Source organism: Leifsonia sp. NPDC058194 (genome assembly GCF_042883605.1).
Classification (GTDB): domain Bacteria; phylum Actinomycetota; class Actinomycetes; order Actinomycetales; family Microbacteriaceae; genus Leifsonia.
Map to the genome: position 1 here is coordinate 712,352 of NZ_JBHVVL010000002.1, position 19,848 is coordinate 732,199.

21 protein-coding genes and 1 tRNA gene are annotated in these 19,848 nt (G+C 70.7%); 5 read left to right on the top strand and 17 right to left on the bottom strand.

Translation table 11 applies throughout. The features are described from left to right. Positions 1–35: 35 nt before the first annotated feature. The 7 genes from ACFVU2_RS10180 to polA all read right to left on the bottom strand — a co-directional run bounded on the left by ACFVU2_RS10180 (position 36) and on the right by polA (position 10,242). Positions 36–491: a hypothetical protein gene (locus ACFVU2_RS10180; RefSeq protein WP_387873523.1), complete on the bottom strand. Its 456-nt coding sequence runs from the start codon at positions 489–491 to the stop codon at positions 36–38. A 62-nt stretch (positions 492–553) separates the two neighbouring features. After that, on the bottom strand, positions 554–1,282 hold the full coding sequence (locus ACFVU2_RS10185) for a DUF4129 domain-containing protein (protein WP_387873526.1): 729 nt from the start codon (positions 1,280–1,282) through the stop codon (positions 554–556). Positions 1,283–1,335: 53 nt separating this feature from the next. After that, entirely contained in the window at positions 1,336–3,402 is a 2,067-nt protein-coding gene (uvrB, locus tag ACFVU2_RS10190; protein ID WP_387873528.1) for an excinuclease ABC subunit UvrB, read from the bottom strand. A gap of 63 nt (positions 3,403–3,465) precedes the next feature. Next, on the bottom strand, positions 3,466–4,068 hold the full coding sequence (gene coaE / locus ACFVU2_RS10195; protein WP_387873531.1) for a dephospho-CoA kinase: 603 nt from the start codon (positions 4,066–4,068) through the stop codon (positions 3,466–3,468). Positions 4,069–4,215: 147 nt separating this feature from the next. Beyond that, the gene (gene rpsA / locus ACFVU2_RS10200; RefSeq protein ID WP_387873533.1) at positions 4,216–5,658 is read right to left on the bottom strand and encodes a 30S ribosomal protein S1; all 1,443 of its coding nucleotides are present in this window, start codon (positions 5,656–5,658) and stop codon (positions 4,216–4,218) included. A gap of 205 nt (positions 5,659–5,863) precedes the next feature. Continuing rightward, a complete protein-coding gene (locus ACFVU2_RS10205) occupies positions 5,864–7,537 on the bottom strand; it encodes a DUF885 domain-containing protein (RefSeq protein WP_387873534.1) in 1,674 nt (557 codons plus the stop codon). Between the two features lie 32 nt (positions 7,538–7,569). Next, positions 7,570–10,242 carry a DNA polymerase I gene (polA, locus tag ACFVU2_RS10210; protein WP_387873536.1) on the bottom strand — a complete coding sequence of 891 codons (2,673 nt, stop codon included), beginning with the start codon at positions 10,240–10,242 and terminating at the stop codon, positions 7,570–7,572. 66 nt (positions 10,243–10,308) lie between these two features. On the opposite strand from polA, the gene ACFVU2_RS10215 reads away from it, so the two are divergent. Beyond that, the gene (locus ACFVU2_RS10215; protein WP_387873538.1) at positions 10,309–10,716 is read left to right on the top strand and encodes a hotdog fold thioesterase; all 408 of its coding nucleotides are present in this window, start codon (positions 10,309–10,311) and stop codon (positions 10,714–10,716) included. Positions 10,717–10,767: 51 nt separating this feature from the next. On the opposite strand, the gene ACFVU2_RS10220 is transcribed toward ACFVU2_RS10215, so the two are convergent. Continuing rightward, positions 10,768–11,373 carry an ANTAR domain-containing response regulator gene (locus ACFVU2_RS10220; RefSeq protein ID WP_025155760.1) on the bottom strand — a complete coding sequence of 202 codons (606 nt, stop codon included), beginning with the start codon at positions 11,371–11,373 and terminating at the stop codon, positions 10,768–10,770. Positions 11,374–11,411: 38 nt separating this feature from the next. Between ACFVU2_RS10220 and ACFVU2_RS10225 the strand changes: the two genes are divergently transcribed. After that, a tRNA-Leu gene (locus ACFVU2_RS10225) sits at positions 11,412–11,494 on the top strand. A 26-nt stretch (positions 11,495–11,520) separates the two neighbouring features. On the opposite strand, the gene ACFVU2_RS10230 is transcribed toward ACFVU2_RS10225, so the two are convergent. The 6 genes from ACFVU2_RS10230 to ACFVU2_RS10255 form a co-directional block, all read right to left on the bottom strand. Beyond that, positions 11,521–11,760 (bottom strand): ferredoxin, encoded by a 240-nt coding sequence (locus ACFVU2_RS10230; RefSeq protein ID WP_387873540.1) that lies wholly within the window; start codon positions 11,758–11,760, stop codon positions 11,521–11,523. After that, positions 11,757–12,983, bottom strand: coding sequence for an NADH-ubiquinone oxidoreductase-F iron-sulfur binding region domain-containing protein (locus ACFVU2_RS10235; RefSeq protein ID WP_387873542.1), 1,227 nt, complete (start codon positions 12,981–12,983; stop codon positions 11,757–11,759). The genes ACFVU2_RS10230 and ACFVU2_RS10235 overlap by 4 nt, the downstream gene beginning before the upstream one ends. Next, the gene (locus ACFVU2_RS10240; protein ID WP_387873543.1) at positions 12,980–13,537 is read right to left on the bottom strand and encodes a ferric reductase-like transmembrane domain-containing protein; all 558 of its coding nucleotides are present in this window, start codon (positions 13,535–13,537) and stop codon (positions 12,980–12,982) included. Before ACFVU2_RS10240 ends, ACFVU2_RS10235 begins: the two co-directional genes overlap by 4 nt. 8 nt (positions 13,538–13,545) lie before the next feature. After that, a complete protein-coding gene (locus ACFVU2_RS10245; RefSeq protein WP_387873545.1) occupies positions 13,546–14,547 on the bottom strand; it encodes an FAD:protein FMN transferase in 1,002 nt (333 codons plus the stop codon). Then, positions 14,516–14,842 (bottom strand): hypothetical protein, encoded by a 327-nt coding sequence (locus ACFVU2_RS10250; RefSeq protein ID WP_387873547.1) that lies wholly within the window; start codon positions 14,840–14,842, stop codon positions 14,516–14,518. Before ACFVU2_RS10250 ends, ACFVU2_RS10245 begins: the two co-directional genes overlap by 32 nt. A 157-nt stretch (positions 14,843–14,999) precedes the next feature. Further along, entirely contained in the window at positions 15,000–15,527 is a 528-nt protein-coding gene (locus ACFVU2_RS10255; protein WP_387873548.1) for an FBP domain-containing protein, read from the bottom strand. Between the two features lie 40 nt (positions 15,528–15,567). Between ACFVU2_RS10255 and ACFVU2_RS10260 the strand changes: the two genes are divergently transcribed. Then, entirely contained in the window at positions 15,568–15,894 is a 327-nt protein-coding gene (locus ACFVU2_RS10260) for a thioredoxin family protein (RefSeq protein ID WP_387873551.1), read from the top strand. A gap of 10 nt (positions 15,895–15,904) precedes the next feature. On the opposite strand, the gene ACFVU2_RS10265 is transcribed toward ACFVU2_RS10260, so the two are convergent. Further along, complete coding sequence (locus tag ACFVU2_RS10265; RefSeq protein WP_387873552.1) at positions 15,905–16,714, bottom strand: hydrolase; 810 nt, start codon at positions 16,712–16,714, stop codon at positions 15,905–15,907. Between ACFVU2_RS10265 and ACFVU2_RS10270 the strand changes: the two genes are divergently transcribed. Further along, positions 16,713–17,786 carry an LLM class flavin-dependent oxidoreductase gene (locus tag ACFVU2_RS10270; protein ID WP_387873555.1) on the top strand — a complete coding sequence of 358 codons (1,074 nt, stop codon included), beginning with the start codon at positions 16,713–16,715 and terminating at the stop codon, positions 17,784–17,786. The genes ACFVU2_RS10265 and ACFVU2_RS10270 overlap by 2 nt on opposite strands. 7 nt (positions 17,787–17,793) lie before the next feature. Here ACFVU2_RS10270 and ACFVU2_RS10275 read toward each other — a convergent pair whose 3' ends face one another. Further along, positions 17,794–18,246: a GNAT family N-acetyltransferase gene (locus tag ACFVU2_RS10275; protein WP_387873557.1), complete on the bottom strand. Its 453-nt coding sequence runs from the start codon at positions 18,244–18,246 to the stop codon at positions 17,794–17,796. 142 nt (positions 18,247–18,388) lie between these two features. Here ACFVU2_RS10275 and ACFVU2_RS10280 point away from each other — a divergent pair, with 142 nt between their 5' ends. Next, positions 18,389–19,330, top strand: a complete 942-nt coding sequence (locus ACFVU2_RS10280; protein ID WP_387873559.1) for a hypothetical protein — start codon at positions 18,389–18,391, stop codon at positions 19,328–19,330. A gap of 50 nt (positions 19,331–19,380) precedes the next feature. On the opposite strand, the gene ACFVU2_RS10285 is transcribed toward ACFVU2_RS10280, so the two are convergent. Continuing rightward, the gene (locus tag ACFVU2_RS10285) at positions 19,381–19,845 is read right to left on the bottom strand and encodes a VOC family protein (protein ID WP_387873561.1); all 465 of its coding nucleotides are present in this window, start codon (positions 19,843–19,845) and stop codon (positions 19,381–19,383) included. Positions 19,846–19,848 lie beyond the last annotated feature (3 nt).

Below are 19,848 nucleotides of genomic sequence, written 5' to 3' on the forward strand. Positions count from 1 at the left end.
TCGTCGTGTAGCGGGTGCGGTCGGAACAGCGGCCGTCAGCCTCCACCACGGTCGACGGCGGATCCCAGCGCCTCGATCCGTGCGAGCGCCGCGACGAACGCGGCCGTGCTCGGCGTCTCCCCGCTTCCGCGTCGCAGCAGCGCAGCGGTCTCCTCGCCGAGCAGGCCGGCCACTGCCTCCCGGGAGTCAGGGTCGTCGAGGCCGATGCCGCGCAGTGCGAGGGCCTCCGCCGCGAGCCCGCGGAGACGGCGCACGGCGTCCGACGACGCCCGGCCGCCCCGGAGCCCGCGAGCGCCGACCGCGACCGACCAGCCGAGCTGCGCCACATCCCGGCGCGAGCCGGGGCGCGACACCGGGTCCGGCGCCGACCAGGCGACCTCGGACTGCTCCCCGACGAGCGCGAGCGAGCCCGCGAGGGCGATCGCGACCGCCGCCAGGCCGACCGCATGCGGCGCGTCCATCCCGAGCAACCAGGCCACGGAGCCGATCACGAGACCCAGTCCAACGCACCCGATCCCACGCCACCACATCCGCCGACGGCTCATCGCGGGGCTCATCGCGGCGCCCCCGGAACCGTCGTCGGGGAGCTCCAGGATGCGCGCAGCGCCGACAGCGCGTCGCGTGCCGCCTGCACATCCGCCGCCGTCACGGGCCCGTCGCCGAAACGCGCGCGCTGGTAGATCTCGAGGAGCGTCCGCGCCGCGGCCCGCTCCGGTGCGACACGGGCAACGACCCGGGTCACGAACTCCCCCGGCGTCTCGGCCGGGAGGCGACGGACGCCCGAGTCCGCTGCGCCTTCTTCGAGCCCGAGCCAGGCGCGCTCGATCGCACTGCGGGGCTCGCGCCCGGCGTCGAGCGCATCGAGTGCGCGGTCGAGGCCGCGTCTCACCGGCGCGGGCAGCGGCTCCTCGCTCGCCGGCGGCGCCTCGCCGAGCGCGACCGGGCCGAGGTCGGCGGTCGGCGGCTCCGGTGCACGTCGCAGGCGACGCCGGAGGTAGCGCCACACGAGTGCCGCGATCACCACGAGCGCGAGGACGATCAGAGCGACCGCCACCCAGCTGAGATCGAGGTGCACGACCCGCGGCGCATCCTGCGGCTCGGGCGTCCCCGTCGTCACCTCGGTGCCGACGCGGGACGGACGCAGGTCGGCGTCGGGCAGCGTGATGCGCGGCGGGCTGTACGTGGGAGCACCCTGCGTCGCGACGGCGACCGCGGCCACGACGAGCAGCACGGCGCCCGCAGCGGGAACGATCCACCGCTTCCACGACGCGTGCGAAGTCACCCTGCCACCGTAGCGCGCCCGCACGCTGCCGACCGGACGACCGCGCCCGGCGGTCAGCCCAGGTGCCCGGCCTTCTCCATCTGCCTCAGGTCGCGCTTGAGGTCGGAGAGTTCGTCGCGCAGACGTGCCGCCAACTCGAACTTGAGCTCGCCGGCCGCCGCGAGCATCTGCTGGTTGAGGTCGGCGATCAGACCCTCCAGCTCCGCGGCACCCTGCGCCGCGATGCCGCCGTTGCGCAGGTTCGGCGTCGGGCTCTTGCGCTTCTGCTCGCGTCCGGCGAGCATCCGCGCCGTGTCGGCCTCCTCGCGGGCGAGGACGTCGGTGATGTCCGCGATGCGCTTGCGCAGGGGCTGCGGGTCGATCCCGTTGACCCGGTTGTACTCGAGCTGCCGATCGCGTCGGCGGTCGGTCTCCTCGATGGCGTTCTTCATCGAGTCCGTCAGCACGTCCGCGTACATGTGCACCTCGCCAGAGACGTTGCGGGCGGCGCGGCCGATCGTCTGGATGAGCGACGTCGACGAGCGCAGGAACCCTTCCTTGTCCGCGTCGAGGATCGCCACGAGCGAGACCTCCGGCAGGTCGAGCCCCTCGCGGAGCAGGTTGATGCCCACCAGCACGTCGTACACGCCGGCCCGCAGCTCGGTCAGCAGCTCGACACGGCGCAGGGTGTCGACGTCGGAGTGCAGGTAGCGCACCTTCACCCCGGCCTCGGCGAGGAAGTCGGTCAGCTCCTCCGCCATCTTCTTGGTCAGCGTCGTGACCAGGATGCGCTCGTCGCGCTCGACCCGCACCCGGATCTCCTCGAGCAGGTCGTCGATCTGGCCCTTGGTCGGCTTGACGACGATCTGCGGATCGACCAGGCCCGTCGGGCGGATGATCTGCTCGACGATGCCGTCGGCGATCCCCAGCTCGTACCGGCCCGGCGTCGCCGACAGGTAGACCGTCTGCCCGACCCGGTCCTTGAACTCGTTCCAGCGCAACGGCCGGTTGTCGAGGGCGCTCGGCAGGCGGAAGCCGTGCTCGACGAGCGTGCGCTTGCGCGACGCGTCGCCTTCGTACATGGCGCCGATCTGCGGCACGGTCACGTGCGACTCGTCGATCACGACCAGGAAGTCGTCGGGGAAGTAGTCGAGCAGGCAGTTGGGCGCCTCCCCCGCCTGCCGGCCGTCGATGTGGCGCGAGTAGTTCTCGATGCCCGAGCAGAAGCCGATCTGCTCCATCATCTCGAGGTCGAACTGCGTGCGCATGCGCAGACGCTGGGCCTCGAGAAGCTTTCCTTCGCGCTCCAGCTCGACCAGCCGGTCGTGCAGCTCGGTCTGGATGGTGCCGATCGCCCGCTGCATCGTCACCGGGCTGGCGGCGTAGTGCGTCGCCGGGAACACCGAGACCGCGTCGAGCTTGGTGATGACGTCTCCGGTGAGCGGATGCAGGGAGTAGAGCGCCTCGATCTCGTCGCCGAACATCTCGATGCGGATCGCGTGCTCCTCGTAGACCGGGATGATCTCGATCGTGTCGCCGCGGACGCGGAACTTGCCGCGTGAGAAGTCGACGTCGTTGCGCTCGTACTGCATGTTGACGAAGCGGCGGATGAGCGCGTCGCGCCCGATGCTCTGCCCCACCTGCAGGGCGACCATCGCCTCCAGGTACTCCTCGGCCGCGCCGAGGCCGTAGATGCACGACACGGTCGACACCACGACGACGTCGCGGCGGCTGAGCAGGGAGTTCGTGGTGGAGTGCCGGAGCCGCTCGACCTCGGCGTTGACCGAGGAGTCCTTCTCGATGAAGGTGTCCGTCTGCGGCACGTAGGCCTCGGGCTGGTAGTAGTCGTAGTACGACACGAAGTACTCGACCGCGTTGTTCGGCATCAGCTCGCGGAACTCGTTGGCGAGCTGCGCGGCCAGGGTCTTGTTGTGCGCGAGCACCAGCGTGGGCCGCTGGACCTGCTCGATCAGCCATGCGGTGGTCGCCGACTTGCCGGTACCGGTCGCTCCGAGCAGCACCACATCGGTCTCGCCGGCGTTGATCCGGCCCGCGAGCTCCGCGATCGCCTGCGGCTGGTCACCGCTCGGCGAGTACTCGCTCACGACCTCGAAGGGGCGGACGGCGCGCGTGGGTTCCATGCCATCCAGCCTAGGCCGGACCACCGACAGCGCGGACGGCTCTCGCTCAGAGCGGAACGCCGGTCAGGCCCGCGCTCGCAGGCGCTCCCAGAGGGCGTCCACCTGGCTGCGGGTGTGCTCCAGGCTGCCGTCCGTGTCGATCACGACGTCTGCGACGGCGAGGCGTTCGGCGTCGGTCGCCTGCGACCGGATGCGGCGCTCGGCCTCGGCCCGATCCATCCCGCGCAGGGCGACGAGCCGGTCGACCCGCGTTCCCGCCGCGGCGTGCGCGACCACGACCAGTTCGAACGGGTACTCGTTCGCCGACTCCACCAGCAGCGGGACGTCGTAGACCACGATCGCATCGGGGTCCGCCGCCCCGGCCGCCTCGAAACGCGCCGTGGACTCCGCCAGCACGGCCGGATGGGTGATGGCGTTCAGCGCGAGCCGCGACTCCTCGTCGGCGAAGACGATCGCGCCGAGCGCGGGGCGGTCGAGGCTCCCGTCGGCCGCGAGCACTCCCGTCCCGAAGCGCTCGGCGATGGCCGCCAGAGCGGGCCTCCCCGGTTCGACGACCTCGCGGGCGATACGGTCGGCGTCCACCACCACGGCGCCGTGCTCGGCGAGACGGGAGGCGATGGTCGATTTTCCGGAGGCGATCCCGCCGGTGAGTCCGATCAGCTGCACACGACCAGCCTAACGGCCGGAGAGCTCGCGGCCGGAGGCCTCCCGGCCGCAGGGAGGCCGGAGGCCTCCCGGCCGCAGGGTTAACGGCCGGACGGCCGACCCCGTAGGGCCGGCCGTCCGGTGAGACGTGCTCCGAGGAGCGCGACGTCAGTTGTTGGAGCTGAGCTTCTCGCGCAGGGCGGCGAGGGACTCGTCGTCGGCGAGGGTTCCGCCGTTGCCGGTCTCGCTCGAGAAGGACGAGGTACCGCTGTCGGCGGCGGCCTCCTCCAGGCCCTTGGCGACCTGGCGCTTGTGCGCCTCCCAGCGAGCCTGGGCGGCAGCGTACTGCTGCTCCCACTCGTCGCGCTGGGTCTCGAAGCCTTCCTTCCACTCGTTGGTCTCCGCGTCGAAGCCCTCGGGGTACTTGTAGTTCCCCTGGTCGTCGTACTCGGTGACCATGCCGTAGAGGGCCGGGTCGAACTCGGTGCCCTCGGGGTCGACGCCCTCGTTGGCCTGCTTGAGGCTGAGCGAGATGCGGCGGCGCTCCAGGTCGATGTCGATGACCTTGACGAAGACCTCGTCGCCGACCGACACGACCTGCTCGGCGAGCTCGACGTGCTTGCCGGAGAGCTCGGAGATGTGCACCAGACCCTCGATGCCGTCCGCGACGCGGACGAAGGCACCGAACGGAACCAGCTTCGTGACCTTGCCCGGCGCGACCTGGCCGATCGCGTGGGTGCGGGCGAAGACCTGCCACGGGTCCTCCTGGGTCGCCTTGAGCGACAGCGAGACGCGCTCGCGGTCCAGGTCGACCTCGAGGATCTCGACAGTGACCTCCTGGCCCACCTCGACGACCTCGGAGGCGTGCTCGATGTGCTTCCAGGAGAGCTCGGACACGTGCACGAGGCCGTCCACGCCGCCGAGGTCCACGAACGCACCGAAGTTGACGATCGAGGACACGACGCCCTTGCGGACCTGGCCCTTGTGCAGGTTGTTGAGGAACGTGGTGCGCGACTCGGACTGCGTCTGCTCGAGCAGGGCGCGGCGCGAGAGGACCACGTTGTTGCGGTTCTTGTCCAGCTCGAGGATCTTGGCCTCGATCTCCTGGCCCAGGTACGGGGTCAGGTCGCGGACGCGGCGCAGCTCGATGAGCGACGCCGGGAGGAAGCCGCGCAGACCGATGTCCACGATGAGACCACCCTTGACGACCTCGATGACCGTACCGGTGACGACACCGTCGGCCTCCTTGATCTTCTCCACGTCGCCCCACGCGCGCTCGTACTGCGCACGCTTCTTGGACAGGATGAGGCGGCCTTCCTTGTCCTCCTTCTGGAGAACGAGCGCCTCGACGGTGTCGCCGACCTCGACGACCTCGGTGGGGTCGACGTCGTGCTTGATGGAAAGCTCGCGCGAGGGGATGACACCCTCGGTCTTGTAGCCGACGTCGAGGAGGACCTCGTCACGGTCGATCTTGACGACGGTGCCCTCGATGAGGTCTCCGTCGTTGAAGAACTTCAGCGTCTTTTCGACCGCGGCAAGAAAGTCCTCTGCGGACCCGATGTCGTTGACGGCGACCTGCTTCGGTGCCTTGTCGGTCGTTGCGGTTGTCATGTAGTGGATGCTCCGTAATGGACAGAAATCAGGCCGGACGCGAACTCGAAGTCGTGTTTCCCGCGAACGGCAGGTGAATATGGATGTCACACAAGTGACGGTCTAGTCTACCCAGCCCAGGCCCCGTGCAGCAACCCGAGGCCCAGACGGCACGGGCCGGGACGCGTCGGACGCGTCCCGGCCCGTGCCGGAGGTGTTGCGCGGTTCAGTCGAGCAGCGCCGACTTCAGCGTGTCGAGGCCGACGCCGCCGATGTCGAGGGCCTTCTTGTGGAACGCCTTGATGTCGAACGAGGCGCCCTCGCGGCGGGCGTACTCGTCGCGCAGCTGCTCCCAGATGCGCTGGCCGATCTTGTACGACGGCGCCTGCCCCGGCCAGCCGAGGTAGCGGTTGACCTCGAAACGCACGAAGCCGTCGTTCATGTTGACGTTCTCGCCCAGGAACTGGAAGGCGTACTCGCCGGTCCACGGCCCGGAGCCGTCGGGGAGCTGCTTCTCGAGGTGCACGCCGATGTCGAGGACGACGCGGGCGGCGCGCATGCGCTGGCCGTCGAGCATCCCGAGCCGGTCGGCCGGGTCGTCGAGATAGCCGAGCTGCTCCATGAGCCGCTCCGCGTAGAGCGCCCAGCCCTCGGCGTGGCCCGAGGTGCCCGCGATGCGGCGCCACGAGTTCAGCTGCGCCTTGTTGTAGGTCGCCTGCGAGATCTGCAGGTGGTGGCCCGGGACGCCCTCGTGGTACACGGTCGTCAGCTCGCGCCAGGTGTCGAACTCGGTGACGCCCTCCGGCACGCTCCACCACATCCGGCCGGCGCGCGCGAAGTCGTCGCTCGGGCCGGTGTAGTAGATCCCGCCTTCCTGTGTCGGCGCGATCATGCACTCGAGGCGGCGGATCTCGGCCGGGATGTCGAAGTGCGACTTCCCGAGCTCCTCGATCGCGCGATCGCTCGTCTGCTGCATCCACTTCTGCAGGGCGTCGGTGCCGTGCAGCTTGCGGGCCGGGTCGCCGTCGAGGAAGGCGATGGCCTCCAGGACGCTCGCGCCCGGCTTGATCTCCTTCGCCACGGCCTCCTGCTCGGCGACCATGCGCGCGAGCTCCTCGATGCCCCATTCGTAGGTCTCGTCGAGGTCGACGGTGGCGCCCAGGAAGCTGCGCGACGCGAGCGCGTACATCTCGCGCCCGACCGCGTCCTTCTCGGGTGCGTGGGCGGCGAGCTCGTTCTGAAGGAAGTCGGCGAGCTTCGCATAGGCGCCGGCGGACTCCTTCGCCCCGGCGGCCAGGTCGGACGCCAGCGACGCCGGCAGTTCGTCGTCGCCCGCCTTCGCTCCCGCGGCCAGCTCGAAGAAGAAGCCGGTGTCGGCGACCTGCTTGTTGGCCTGGGTCAGCACCTCGCGCACCTGGCGGATCGCCGGGACATTGCCTGCGGCGATCCCGCTGCGGAGCGTCTCGATGTAGCCGTCCATCGCCGCCGGGAGGTTGTGGAGCCGCTTCGCGACGTTCGCCCAGTCGTCCTCTGTGGCGGTCGGCACCAGGTCGAAGATGTCGCGCAGCTCCTGCGCCGGGGACGCGATCACGTTGAGGTCGCGCTGGCCGAAGCCGGCCTCGTGCTTCTCGACCGTGAGCTGCAGCTCGCGGGTGAGGTCGAGCTTGGTGACGCGGTCGATCTGGTCCACCGGCTCGGCGGCTTCGATGGCCGCGAGGGCCTTCTTCACCTCGCCGACGGCGTTCTCCGCGCCGGCCGGCGAATAGTCCGCGTACTCGCCCTCGCGGCCGGGTCGGCCCAGCCACACGTGGAACTCGGGGTACAGCTCGAGTTGGGTGTCGACCCATGCCTCAGCGATCGTGTCGATCGGCGTGGGTTCGCGCTTCTCTGCGTTCGTCATGCTCCGAGCCTAGCCGGGAGCGCCGGACCGGGTCAGTGCCCGGCGGCGTCCCAGTCGACTCCGCGGCCCACCTGGACGTCGAGCGGCACGCGGAGGTCCGCCGCGCCCGACATGCGCGTGCGGACGATGCCCGCGAGCACGTCCCACTCACCGGGGGCGACCTCGAAGATGAGCTCGTCGTGCACCTGGAGGAGCATGCGCGACTCCAGCTGCTGGTCGATGAGATCGCCGGAGATCCCGAGCATCGCGATCTTCATGATGTCGGCGGCCGAGCCCTGGATCGGCGCGTTGAGGGCCTGGCGCTCGGCGTTCTCGCGCAGGACGCGGTTCGTCGAGGTGAGGTCGGCGAACGGCCGTCGCCGACCGAAGATCGTCTCGGTGTAGCCGTCGACCCTGGCCTTCTCGACCACGTCGCGGAGGTAGTCGCGCACGGCGCCGAACCGTTCGAAGTAGCCGCTCATCAGCCCGCGGGCCTCGGCGGTGTCGATGCGGAGCTGCTTCGACAGGCCGAACGCGCTGAGCCCGTACGCCAGGCCGTACGACATCGCCTTCACCTTCGTGCGCATCAGCGGCGTGACGTCCGCCGGCTCGACGCCGAAGACGCGGGCGCCGACGAACCGGTGGAGGTCCTCGCCCGCGTTGAACGCCTCGATGAGCCCCGGGTCCTCCGAGAGGTGAGCCATGATCCGCATCTCGATCTGCGAGTAGTCCGCGGTCAGCAGGGTGTCGAAGCCTTCGCCGCGGACGAACGCCGAGCGGATCTCGCGACCCTCCTCCGTGCGGATCGGGATGTTCTGGAGGTTCGGGTCGTTGGACGAGATGCGTCCGGTCGACGTCCCGGTCTGGTCGTACGTGGTGTGGATGCGGCCGTCGCCGTTCACCGAGCGCTCCAGCGTCTCGACGATCTGCTTGAGCTTGGTCGCATCCCGGTGCTGCAGGAGCAGCCCGAGGAAGGGGTGCGGGTTCTTCTCCTGCAGGTCGGCGAGCGAGGCGGCGTCGGTCGAGTAGCCGGTCTTCGTCGCACGGGTCTTCGGCATCTGCAGCTCCTCGAAGAGGACCTGCTGCAGCTGCTTGGGCGAGCCGAGGTTGATCTCGTGACCGATCTGCGCGTACGACTGGGCGGCGAAGTCGTTGGCCTTGTCGGTCAGCTCTCCGCGGAGGCGGGAGAGCACGGCGGAGTCGATCGCCACGCCGTTCAGCTCCGTCTCGGCGAGCACGGCGACCAGGGGCAGCTCGATGTCGTCGAGCACCGCGCGCGTCCCCTCGTCGAGGGCGATCATCTGTCCCTCGGCGACGCGCCGGATGTACCAGGCCTCCGTCGCCGGGCTCACCGCGTCGGTGAGCGGGACGAGCTGGTTCGGGTCCGACACCGGCAGCGTCTCCCCCAGCACCTCGTACACCTGCTCCGCGAGCGACTGCGGGGCCGCCCCCGGCTTGACGAGCCAGGAGGCGATGCGGGTGTCGAAGGCGAGGCCGTCGACGATGAGGCCCGCGCGGCTGAGCGCCTTGAACTGCGGCTTGGCGTGGAAGACGTACTTCGGCGCGGCGCTCGCGAGCCATTCCTCCAACGCCTGGTAGTCCTTGCGTCCGGCGGCCCACGGCACGTAGACGGTGTCGTCGGCCGCGGCCAGCCCGAAGCCGGTGATGCCGGCCGGGCCGAGCTCCACCTGCACGGCGATCGCGTTGTCGTCCGCCGACGCCTTGGCGAGCCAGTGGGCGAGCTCCTCGTCCACCAGCGTGCGCACCACCGGTGCCTCGACGGCGCCGGCGTCGCCCGCATCGGCGACCGAGCCCGTGCCGTCGAGCAGCCCCTCCTCCGCCGCCGTCTTCATCAGCCGGTCGAGCAGGGTCTTGAACTGGAGGCGGGCGAAGATGTCGCGCACGGCCCCCTCGTCGAGCGGCTTGCGCTCCAGATCGGCGGGACCGACCGGCAGCTCCACGTCGTCCAGCAGCTTGTTGAGGCGGCGGTTGCGGAGCGCGTTCTCCTGCTGGTCGCGCAGGTTCTGCCCGACGACGCCCTTGATCTCGTCGGCGTGGGCGACGATGTTCTCGACCGTGCCGTACTGCTGCACCCACTTGACCGCGGTCTTCTCGCCGACCTTGTCGATGCCGATCAGGTTGTCGCTCGTCTCGCCGACGAGCGCCGCGATCTCGGGGTACTGGTGCGGCTCGACGCCGTAGCGCTCGCGGACGGCGGCGGGATCGTAGACCTTGAGCTCGGAGACGCCGCGCACGTTCGGGTAGAGCAGCGTGACGTCGTCGTTGACGAGCTGGATGGTGTCGCGGTCGCCCGAGACGACGAGCACCCGGTAGCCCTGCTCCGCACCCTGGCGCGCGAGAGTGGCGAGGATGTCGTCGGCCTCGTAGTCCTCTTTGGCGATGGTGGTGATGTTCATCGCGTGCAGCGCCTCTTCGAGCAGCGGCACCTGGCCGGCGAACTCGACCGGGGTCTCACCGCGCGTGCCCTTGTACTCCGGGTACTCGCGGGTGCGGAACGAGTAGCGCGAGATGTCGAACGCCACGGCGAGGTGGGTGGGACGCTGCTGCTGGAGCAGGTTGATCAGCATCGCGATGAAGCCGTGGATCGCGTTCGTGTGCTGGCCCTCGCGGTTGACGAAGCTGTCCACCGGGAGGGCGTAGAACGCCCGGAAGGCCAGCGAATGGCCGTCGATGATCAGAAGGGTAGGCTTTTCGGAGTCTGACACCGCACCAGCCTACAAGCCGCCGGTGACACTCCAGGCGACGACCGAAGACGGTGAGGGAAGGCCGAGATGACCGAGGACGCGCTCGCGTACGTGCAGCAGAGGGGGCTCGGCGCACTGGCCGAGAAGATGGGCATCGAGATGCTCGAGTTCACCGTCGAGCGGGCCGTCGCGCGCATGCCCGTCGAGGGCAACACGCAGCCCGCCGACCTCCTGCACGGAGGGGCCTACGTCGTGCTCGGCGAGTCGCTCGGCTCGATGTCCGCGAACCTGTACGCAGGGGCGAACCGGCTCGCCGTCGGGATCGAGATCAACGCCTCGCACACCCGATCGGCGACGAGCGGCTACGTCACGGGCGTCTGCACGCCCGTGCACCTGGGACGCACGCTGACGACTCACGAGATCGCCGTGACGGACGATCAGGGACGCCGCTGCTCGACCATCCGCATCACGAACCTCATCAAAGAGCTCCGCTGAGGCGCAGTGCTCCGCTGAGTCACCGAGCTTCGCGGAGGCGGCGCCGCCCGCCTACTTCTTGGCGGCGAGCTGCTCGATGATGGCCTGGGCCACATCGTGCATGGTGAGGCGGCGGTCCATCGACGCCTTCTGGATCCAGCGGAACGCCTCCGGCTCGGAGAGGCCCATCTTCTCGTTGAGCAGGCCCTTGGCCCGGTCGACGAGCTTGCGGGTCTCGAACCGCTGCACCATGTCGGAGACCTCGGCCTCGAGGGCGATGATCTGCTGGTAGCGGGCGAGTGCGATCTCGATGGCGGGGAGCAGGTCGTTCGGGGTGAACGGCTTGACGACGTACGCCAGCGCGCCGGCCTCCGTCGCCCGCTCGACGAGCTCCTTCTGGCTGAACGCGGTGAGGAGCACGACCGGGGCGATGTGGCCCTTCGACAGGCGCTCGGCCGCCGAGATGCCATCGAGCTGCGGCATCTTGACGTCCATGATCACCAGATCGGGGCGCAGCTCGGTCGCCAGGGCGACGGCGGTCTCACCGTCGCCTGCCTCTCCCACGACCTCGAATCCGTTGTCGCGCAGGGTCTCGACGATGTCGAGGCGGATCAGCGATTCGTCCTCCGCCACGACGACGCGGCGGGGGGCGGTTGGGGTGGTTTCCTGGTCAGTCACGCATGAAAGCCTACGGTATTGTTCAGGTGTTGTTGTGCGCCGCTGTGGCGGAATGGCAGACGCGGAGCACTCAAAATGCTTTGTCCGGAAGGGCGTGTGGGTTCGAGTCCCACCAGCGGCACGACGAAAATACCTTGCGATGCTCGGTCAGGGACGGCTCCGTGCGAGTCGGAGGGCCAGCACCGGGCACAGCGCCACGGCGTCCTCCGCCGCCTCGCGCTGGTCGTCTCCGATCGGGATGTCCGAGCGTGTCGCAGCCGGCTCTCCCGTCGCGAACGGGTAGCCCCAGTCGTCGCGCGCGATCGTCCCGTCGAGCAGTTCGGCACACAGCCCGCGGCCGTCGCAACGGGTCCAGTCGACGTGCAGGGCGAGACGTCCGGCCGTCATCGTTCCCCCTCCCCCGTTCCGACGCAGCGCCCGGACGCGTGGGCCAGGACATCGGCCGCGAAGACGCGGAGCGCGCTGCGGGCCAGGCGCGCCGTCCCGTCCGGATGATGGCAGGAGCCCCGGCCGTCGACCAGGTCGGCGAGTCGAACTGCTTCTGCGGCCGCCTCCGCCGTGAGCCGGCCTCCCGCGATCTCCCCGAATCGGGCGGCCAGGGCGGGAAGACCGAACCGGCACGGCCCGCACTGTCCCGCGGAGGCGGCCGCCAGCTCCTGGAGCACCGTCGCCGTCGCCGCCAGACCGCAGCGGTCCGGGGCGAGCACATGGACGACACCCGCGCCGGGTGCCGCACCCCACGGGGCGAGGCCGACGACCGACAGCGCGGCGCCGAATCCGGCGGCAGGCACCCACACTCCGTGATAGCCGCCGATCAGAGCGGCCCCGGCGTTCGCAGGCTCGCCTCCGGCGAGCCGGATCGCGTCCGCGATCGTCGTCGTGCTCGGCGCCTCCACGACTCCGGGATCCGGGACGTCCCCGCCGACGGTCAGGAGCCTCGTGCCGGGGTCCGCAGGAGAACCGGACGAACGGAACCACGCGCCGCCGTAGCGGGCCACCAGGGCGAGCTGGGCGAGCGTCTCCACGTTGTGCACGAGCGTCGGCCGTCCATCGAGGCCCGCCTCGGACAGCCGCCGGGTGCGGTCCGCCGGCTTCGCCACGCCGGTCCGGAGGTATCGGACCACGGCGCTCGCCTCTCCCGCGACGAATCCCTCGGCCGCCGGGACGATCTCCACGCGGGCAGCGTCCCGGCGTTCGGCGAGCGCTCCCCTCACGGCATCGAGCGATCCGGAGCGCACGGAGAGGATCGCCCGACCGGCACCGAGCGCATCCGCAGCGATCAGGAGTCCGTCGATCACGAGGTGCGGGGCGTTCTCGAGCAGCACGGCGTCCTTCGCGCTCCACGGCTCCCCCTCGCCTCCGTTGCCGATCACGACCGCACCACGGCGGCCACCGGTCGCGGCGAGTTTGCGGTAGGCGGGGAAGGATCCGCCGCCGCGACCGGTGAGTCCGGCGAGTTCGAGCTCGTCCAGCAGGACGTCGAGCACCGGACGCGGGCGCGGGCCGAAGACGGCGGCGTGGCGGTCGGCCCCCGCGGTCGGCCCGGCCGCCAGCAGGCGCGGGGCGCTCGTGTGTCGGGTGTCGGAGTACTCCTCGGCGATCATGGTCATGACAGCTCCCCTCTGCGGATGCGGGCGTTCTCGATGAATCCGGCCGAGAGCCGCCACAGGACCGCTCCGCCGACGAGGGCGATCGAGGCGGCGGACAGGACGAGCATCCAGACGCTGGTCCCATCGGTGCCCGCCCCGATGCCGTGGGCGAGGGCGATCGGCCACAGGGCGTAGGCCGCCCAGTGCACGACGCGGAACACCCGTTGCCCGAGGCGGCGGCGCAGCAGCGCGGTCACCACCACGGCGATCAGGAGGTCGAGCGCGACGGTCCCGAGTCCGAGCCAGAACGGGTTCCACGCACCGACGAACGGGACCACGACATCCACCAGGGTCAGCTTCGCGTAGCTGTCGAAGAGGAGCGTCACCACGTGCAGCGCGAGGAACACGACCGCCAGGAGGGACACGTTGCGGTGGACGAGCGTCACCGAGAAGCGGGGCAGCCTGGCGAGGGGCCGGCCCGAGCGGGTGACGACGCCGAGCACGACGGCCAATGTGAAGAGGACGAGGGAGGCGACGCCGCTGCCGCGGCCGACGGCCCAGAGCATCTCATCCATGGCGAATCTCATCCATGGCGCACCTCGTCCACACGGGTCTCCCGGGGCCAGGCCCCCGTGCGCACGACATCGCCCTCGATCGTGACGAGACGGGCGTCCGCGCCGCGCGAGGAGAGCCAGCCCACAGCGGAGGGCCCGCGGACGATCGCGGCCGTGCTGAGCGCGTTCGCGGTGACGCACCGGCGCGCGGCGACGGTCACCGACCGCCATCGTGCGTCGACCGGGCTGCCGAGACGCGGGTCCAGGATGTGATGGACGGTCCCGCCGCCGGACCTCCAGCGGCGCTTGCGCGTGCTGGACGTGGCGATGGCGGAGCCGTTGGGGATGGAGACCTGCTGGGCCGGGTCCTCCGGGCGGTCCTGCACGAGGACCTCCCAGCGCCGGCGGGAGGAGCCGGCCGTCGCGAGGTCGCCGCCGAGCGAGACGAGCACCGACGTCCCGGTCGCGTCGGCGACGAGGTGGGCGATGCGGTCGGCGGCGTGCGCCTTCGCACTGGCCCCGAGGTCGAGGCGCAGTCCGGGCGGGAGATGGAGCCTGCCGCCCTCCAACCGCGTCCGGTACCAGCCGGACACCCGTGGACGCACCGCGATCGTGACGTGCTCGGCGCCGTCGGATGCCGGCAGGCCGGCAGGCGCCGGCAGGCGGGCGAAGTCGCGGTCGTAGCCGAGCGCCTCCAGGTCGGCGCCGAGTGTCGGATCCACAGCGCCGTCCGTGTCCGCCGCCACCGCGAGAGCGGTCTCGAGGTACTCGGCGAAGAGCGGGCTGACCGGGATCCCGTCCGCGGGTCTCGGCCCGCTGTTCGCTCGCGAGAGTTCGGAGTCGGGCTCGAACCTGCTGCACACGGCGGTGGCGGCGGCGAGCTCGGAGTCGGCGAGGCGACGTGCCGCGGCGAGCGCCGCCGGGTCGTCGACGACGATCGCGGCGGCGACGCCCCAGATCTCCCAGTCGAAGCGGGCTTCGGTGCGGTCGGCAGGGGCCTCAGGAGCCGGATGACGTTCCACTGGAGGCACCCCCTCCGCTCTGCTGGACTCCACTGCCCGTGCCGGTGGAGGAGGACCCTGAATCGGTGGAGGAGGATCCGGAGCCGGTGGAGGAGGACCCGGAGCCGGTCGACGTCGACTCACCGGACGTCGAGCTGCCGCTGTCAGAGGTCGAGGTCGAGGTCGTCGTCGTGTCGGACGCGCTCGCCGCGTGGGTCCCGTTGAGCAGGACGCCGGTCAGCACCCCGGTCACGGCGAGTCCTGCCGCCCCTGCTGCGACGGTCGCGCCCAGCGCCGCCTTCCGTCCTCGCGTCCGCGTGCTCATGGTGCGCCTCCCGTGTCCGTCGTCTGTTCGTGGGATCAGACTGGCGGGTCCGCCTCGGTGCGGCCTTTCCCGGGGCGGTGAACGCTCTGCGGGCGTCCTATGGGTCCGCTATGAGCGGCGGGAGGCGGGAGGCGGGCGGCTGTGCGTGCGGGTGCGTTCAGATCCGGGCGCCGACGACGGTGGCGGCGAAGCGCCGCGCCCGTTCGGCGAGTCCGGCGATGCGGTCCGCGACGGCGGCGTCGGCGTCGAAACCGACGAACTGCGGCGGAGGGACCCTGCGCACGTTCACGCTGCATTCGAACTCGCCGCACACATGCGTGCCGACGGTGTCGCCGTTGCGTCCGGCCTGGCCGGCGCGCCGGGCCGACCAGAAGTACACGTCGCGCGGGTAGTGCACCTCTTGGCACCACCCGCACATGGAGGGCGCGTGGGAGCGCATGGAGGCCTCCGACGCCCGGAGGAGGATGCCGACGGGTCCGTCGTCGGTCGGCACGACGATGTAGCCGCGCTGCGGCAGCCGAGGGTCGCGCCAGCCGAGGTACTCGCGTCTGGCCCAGTCGATCTCGTGCATCCCGGGCGGCAGCGGCATGTCGTCGGCTTCGCTGCGCGTGCAGTTGACGAACGACTCGCGGATCTGCTCTTCGGTCAGGCTCTCCATCTCCACCTCCGGCTTCCATGCTCGCACAGGTTGACCTTGCCGCCGGGGCAGGGCTTAGCGTGCCGACATGACATCCATCGACAGCGTCACCGACGCCACCTTCGCCGCCGAGGTGCTCGCGGCTCCCGGCACCACCCTCGTCGAGTTCTGGGCCGAGTGGTGCGGCCCGTGCCGTGCGCTCACCCCGGTACTCGAACAGGTCGCCCGCGAACACGGCGGCACGTTGCGGATCGTCAGGATCAACGCGGACGACAACCCGCGCACGGCCGCCGAGTACCGTGCGCTCGCGCTGCCGTTCATGAAGGTGTTCCGCGACGGCGAGCCGGTCGGCACGATCGTCGGCGCGAAGCCGAAGCCTGCGATGGAGATGGCGCTGGCGCCGTACCTGGGCTGAGCCAGCCGCGTCAGGTGAGATGGTCGTACGCCCCGCTCAGCCAGCCGATGTGGCGTTCCGCCGATCGCAGCACCGCCTCCCGCGCGTCGGACGGGATCCGATTGCCGAAGTTGCCGTACATCCGCTCGAACGGGCGGTCGCACACCGTGTCGGCCACGCGGCGGACGACGGCGGCCGACAGCGGGATGTCGTTGGGGAAGCTGCGCTTGAACGTCACCCAGCGCTGCGACGGCCCGGGGAAGATCGTGTCGCCGCTCAAGACCACCCCTCGATCCCAGTGGACGATCGAGCTGCCGGGGAAATGGCCGCCGACCGTCCGCAGGAGCACGCCGGGGAGGACTTCGCGCTCGCCGCGCCACGTCTCGATGGCCGGGGCCTCGCGCTGCACCCAGTGGCGGTCGGCGGCGTTGACGAGCACCGGGACGTCCCCGAGCAGTCGCGACCAGCTCGTCTGCGCACCGAACATGTGCGGATGGCTCGTCGCGATCACGGCGGCCCCGCCGAGGTCGAGCACGGCGGCGGCCGCGGCGTCGTCGACGTACCCGGTCGGATCCCACAGAAGGTTGCCGTCGGGGGTGCGCAGCAGCAGCGCCAGCTGGCCGATCCCGACCTGCGGTTCGCTGCGGAGTCCGTAGAGGTCCGGCTCGAGCTCGATCACGACGACGCGTGCGCCGTCGCGCTGGAGCCGCTGGAGGCTCGTCCAGCTCTGGGCGCCCGGCGGGACGTACTGCCGTTCGTCCTCGCAGATCGGGCAGGACGCGGGCGGATCCTCCACCTCGGGCTGTTCGACAGCGCACGCGGCGCACAACCAATCGGCCATGCTGGGGACTGTAGACGGAATACCTCCGACCCGCCACGCCTTGCACACGGGTGTGAAGAAGATCGGTTTCCTCTCGTTCGGGCACTACCAGGAGGTGCCCGGCTCGGTCGTGCGCACCGCCGGCGACGCGCTGCGGCAAAGCATCGAGCTCGCCGTCGCCGCGGAGGAGCTGGGGGCGGACGGCGCGTTCTTCCGCGTCCATCACTTCGCCCCGCAGCTGGCGTCCCCCTTCCCGCTGCTGGCAGCCATCGGCGCCCGCACGAACCGTATCGAGATCGGCACGGGCGTCATCGACATGCGCTACGAGCACCCCCTCTACATGGCGGAGGATGCCGCAGCGGCCGATCTCATCAGCGAGGGGCGTCTGCAGCTCGGCGTGAGCCGCGGCTCACCCGAGACCGCGTTGCGCGGATACGAGTCGTTCGGCTACTACCCGGACGGCGAGGAGACGGACGCCGATCTGGCGCGCCGCCACACCGAGCTGTTCCGTGCGGCGATCGCGGGCGCCGGCATCGCCCAGGCCAACCCGCAGATGACGGGACGCACCGGTGCGCTCGCCATCGAACCGCAGTCCCCGGGACTCGGGGACCGCATCTGGTGGGGCTCCGGCACCCGGCAGACCGCGGTGTGGACGGCGGAGCAGGGGATGAATCTCATGAGCTCGACCCTGCTCACGGAGGACACCGGCGAGGCGTTCTCGGACCTGCAGGCCGAGCAGATCCAGCTCTACCGCGACGCGTGGGCCGCCGCCGGCTGGGAGCGCGAACCACGCGTCTCCGTCAGCCGCAGCATCATGCCGATCACGACCGACCTCGACCGCCGCTACTTCGGCGCCTCCGCCCAGGCGGACCGCCGCGACCAGGTGGGCCATCTCGACGGCGGCATCGCCCGCTTCGGCAAGAGCTACGTCGGCGAGCCCGACGCCCTGATCGAGGAGCTGCGCACGGACGCGGCGGTGGCGGCGGCGGACACGCTGCTCCTCACCGTCCCGAACCAGCTCGGCGTCGACTACAACGCGCACCTGCTCGAGACCGTGGTGACGCAGATCGCCCCGGCGCTCGGCTGGCGCTAACGCGAGCTCAGCCCCGGAATCGGACGAAAGACCGCAGCGGGTCCGGCCGGATGTCGTGTACTTCGGTGAAGCCCAGTGCTTCGTAGAACGCGCGCTGACCCGGCTCCGCGTCCGTGAGCAGGACGTGCTGCCGAACATCGTCGAAAGGGGCGAACACCGCGTCGACCAGCCGGGCACCGACGCCTCTCCGCTGGAATCCCGGATGCACGAGGACGTCCTGGAGGTAAGCGATCGTCACCCCATCGCCGACGACGCGCGCCAAGCCCACCAGAGTGCTCCCGTCGGACCAGCACACCGCTACGCCCAGCGACTGCTGGACGGCACGTTCCAGTCGCTCCGGGTCTTGTGTGTACGCCGACCAGCCCACCGCGTCGTAGAGCGACACGAGGTCTGCGGGATCCGGCACATCGTCGACATCGAAGTGGAGCCCATCGTGGGGCTCCTCCGCTGAGTTGCGCATCCCGCACTGTACCCCGACCTCACCGTACCCCGCCCGATGTACCCCGAAGTGAGGCTGTACCCCTCGCCGGAATACTGAAATGATTGCATCGCTGCACACCCGAATCTGCAGCGCATTCAGTGTTCCGTGCGAAGGGTGTGCCATGCGTGTTCCACGACTCCGGTCCTCGCTCCTCGGTGGCGCCGTCGCGCTCGCTCTGGGAGGGTCGCTGATCATGACCGCCGCCCCGGCCGCCGCCGCCGACCTCGCACCGAAGGCCACCTCCTCCGGATCGGCGCTCACCGCCATGTGGGCATGGGGCAACCCCATCGACCCCGCCGTCGACGCACGCGGCGAAGGCGACCCGGAGTTCGCCCCGAAGGCGCTCGCCGCATTCGCGAGCGCGCACAAGCTGAAGACCGTCTACCTGTCCGTGCCGTGGGCGGCGGACGAGGGTCCGTTCTCCGCCTGGCTCAAAGCCTCCATCACGGCCCTCCACAAGGCCGGAGTGAAGACGGTCGCCGCTCTCGGCGGCGACCCGGCCTGGGCCGACCAGCCCGATCTCGCCGCCACATGGACGCGCTCGGCGCTCGCTGCGGCCCCGTTCGACGCCATCCAGTTCGACGTCGAGCCGTGGGTCGACGCGGCCGAGGACGAGCTGCCCGGGATCGTCGACAAGCTGGCCACGATGTACGACGCGGCCGCCGACGAGGCCGGCTCCGTCCCGGTCGGCGCCGACCTCCCCTGGTGGCTCGCCGCCAAGCAGAGCCCGTCCGGCGGGACGCTGTTCGACGCCCTGCTCCCCCACATCGACTCCGTCGCCATCGTCGCGTTCGTCGACCACGCGCGCGGCGACGACGGCATCATCGCGCTGGCCGGTCCCGCAGCCCGGGCGGCGAGCGCCGCCAAGACCCCGTTCAGCATCGGCGTCGAGACGGACACCCCCGCTGTCGCGGGCGGTCCGGCTGCGACGTTCGGCGACGACAGCGCGCAGCTCCTGGAGTCGGAGACGGCCATCGTCCGCTCCACCTTCTCGAAGCTCTCCGGCTACGGCGGCGTGACCGTCGAGCACCTGCTCAGCTGGCAGGCGCTGATCGCGAAGTAGCGCCGGGCGATCGGCCTCTGGGGCCGGGCCGCCTCAGCAGCTGGTCGACCTCAGGACGCGTCGGCCGCCGCCTCCAGCGCCGCGATGTCGATCTTGCCCATCGTCAGCATCGCCTCGTTGGCGCGGCGGGCGCGCGCGGGATCGGGGTCGCGCTGCAGCTCCATCAGCCGCTTCGGCGTGATCTGCCAGCTCAGGCCCCACTTGTCCCGGAGCCAGCCGCACTGGCTGGGCGCACCGCCGTCGGCGATGAGGGCGTCCCAGAGCCGGTCGACCTCGGCCTGATCGTCGCAGAGGACCATGATCGAGGCGGCCTCCGTGAAGGGGAACTGCGGCCCGGCGTTCATGGCCTGGTACTCGATTCCGGCGAGCACGAACCGCACGAGGAACACCGTGCCGCCGTCGCCGCCCATCCGGTCGACCGAGAGGATGCGGGAGTCGGGGAGCAGCGACGTGTACAGCGTCGCGGCATCCTCCGCCCCGTCGTCGTACCAGAGGAACGTGGTGACCTTCTGCATCGT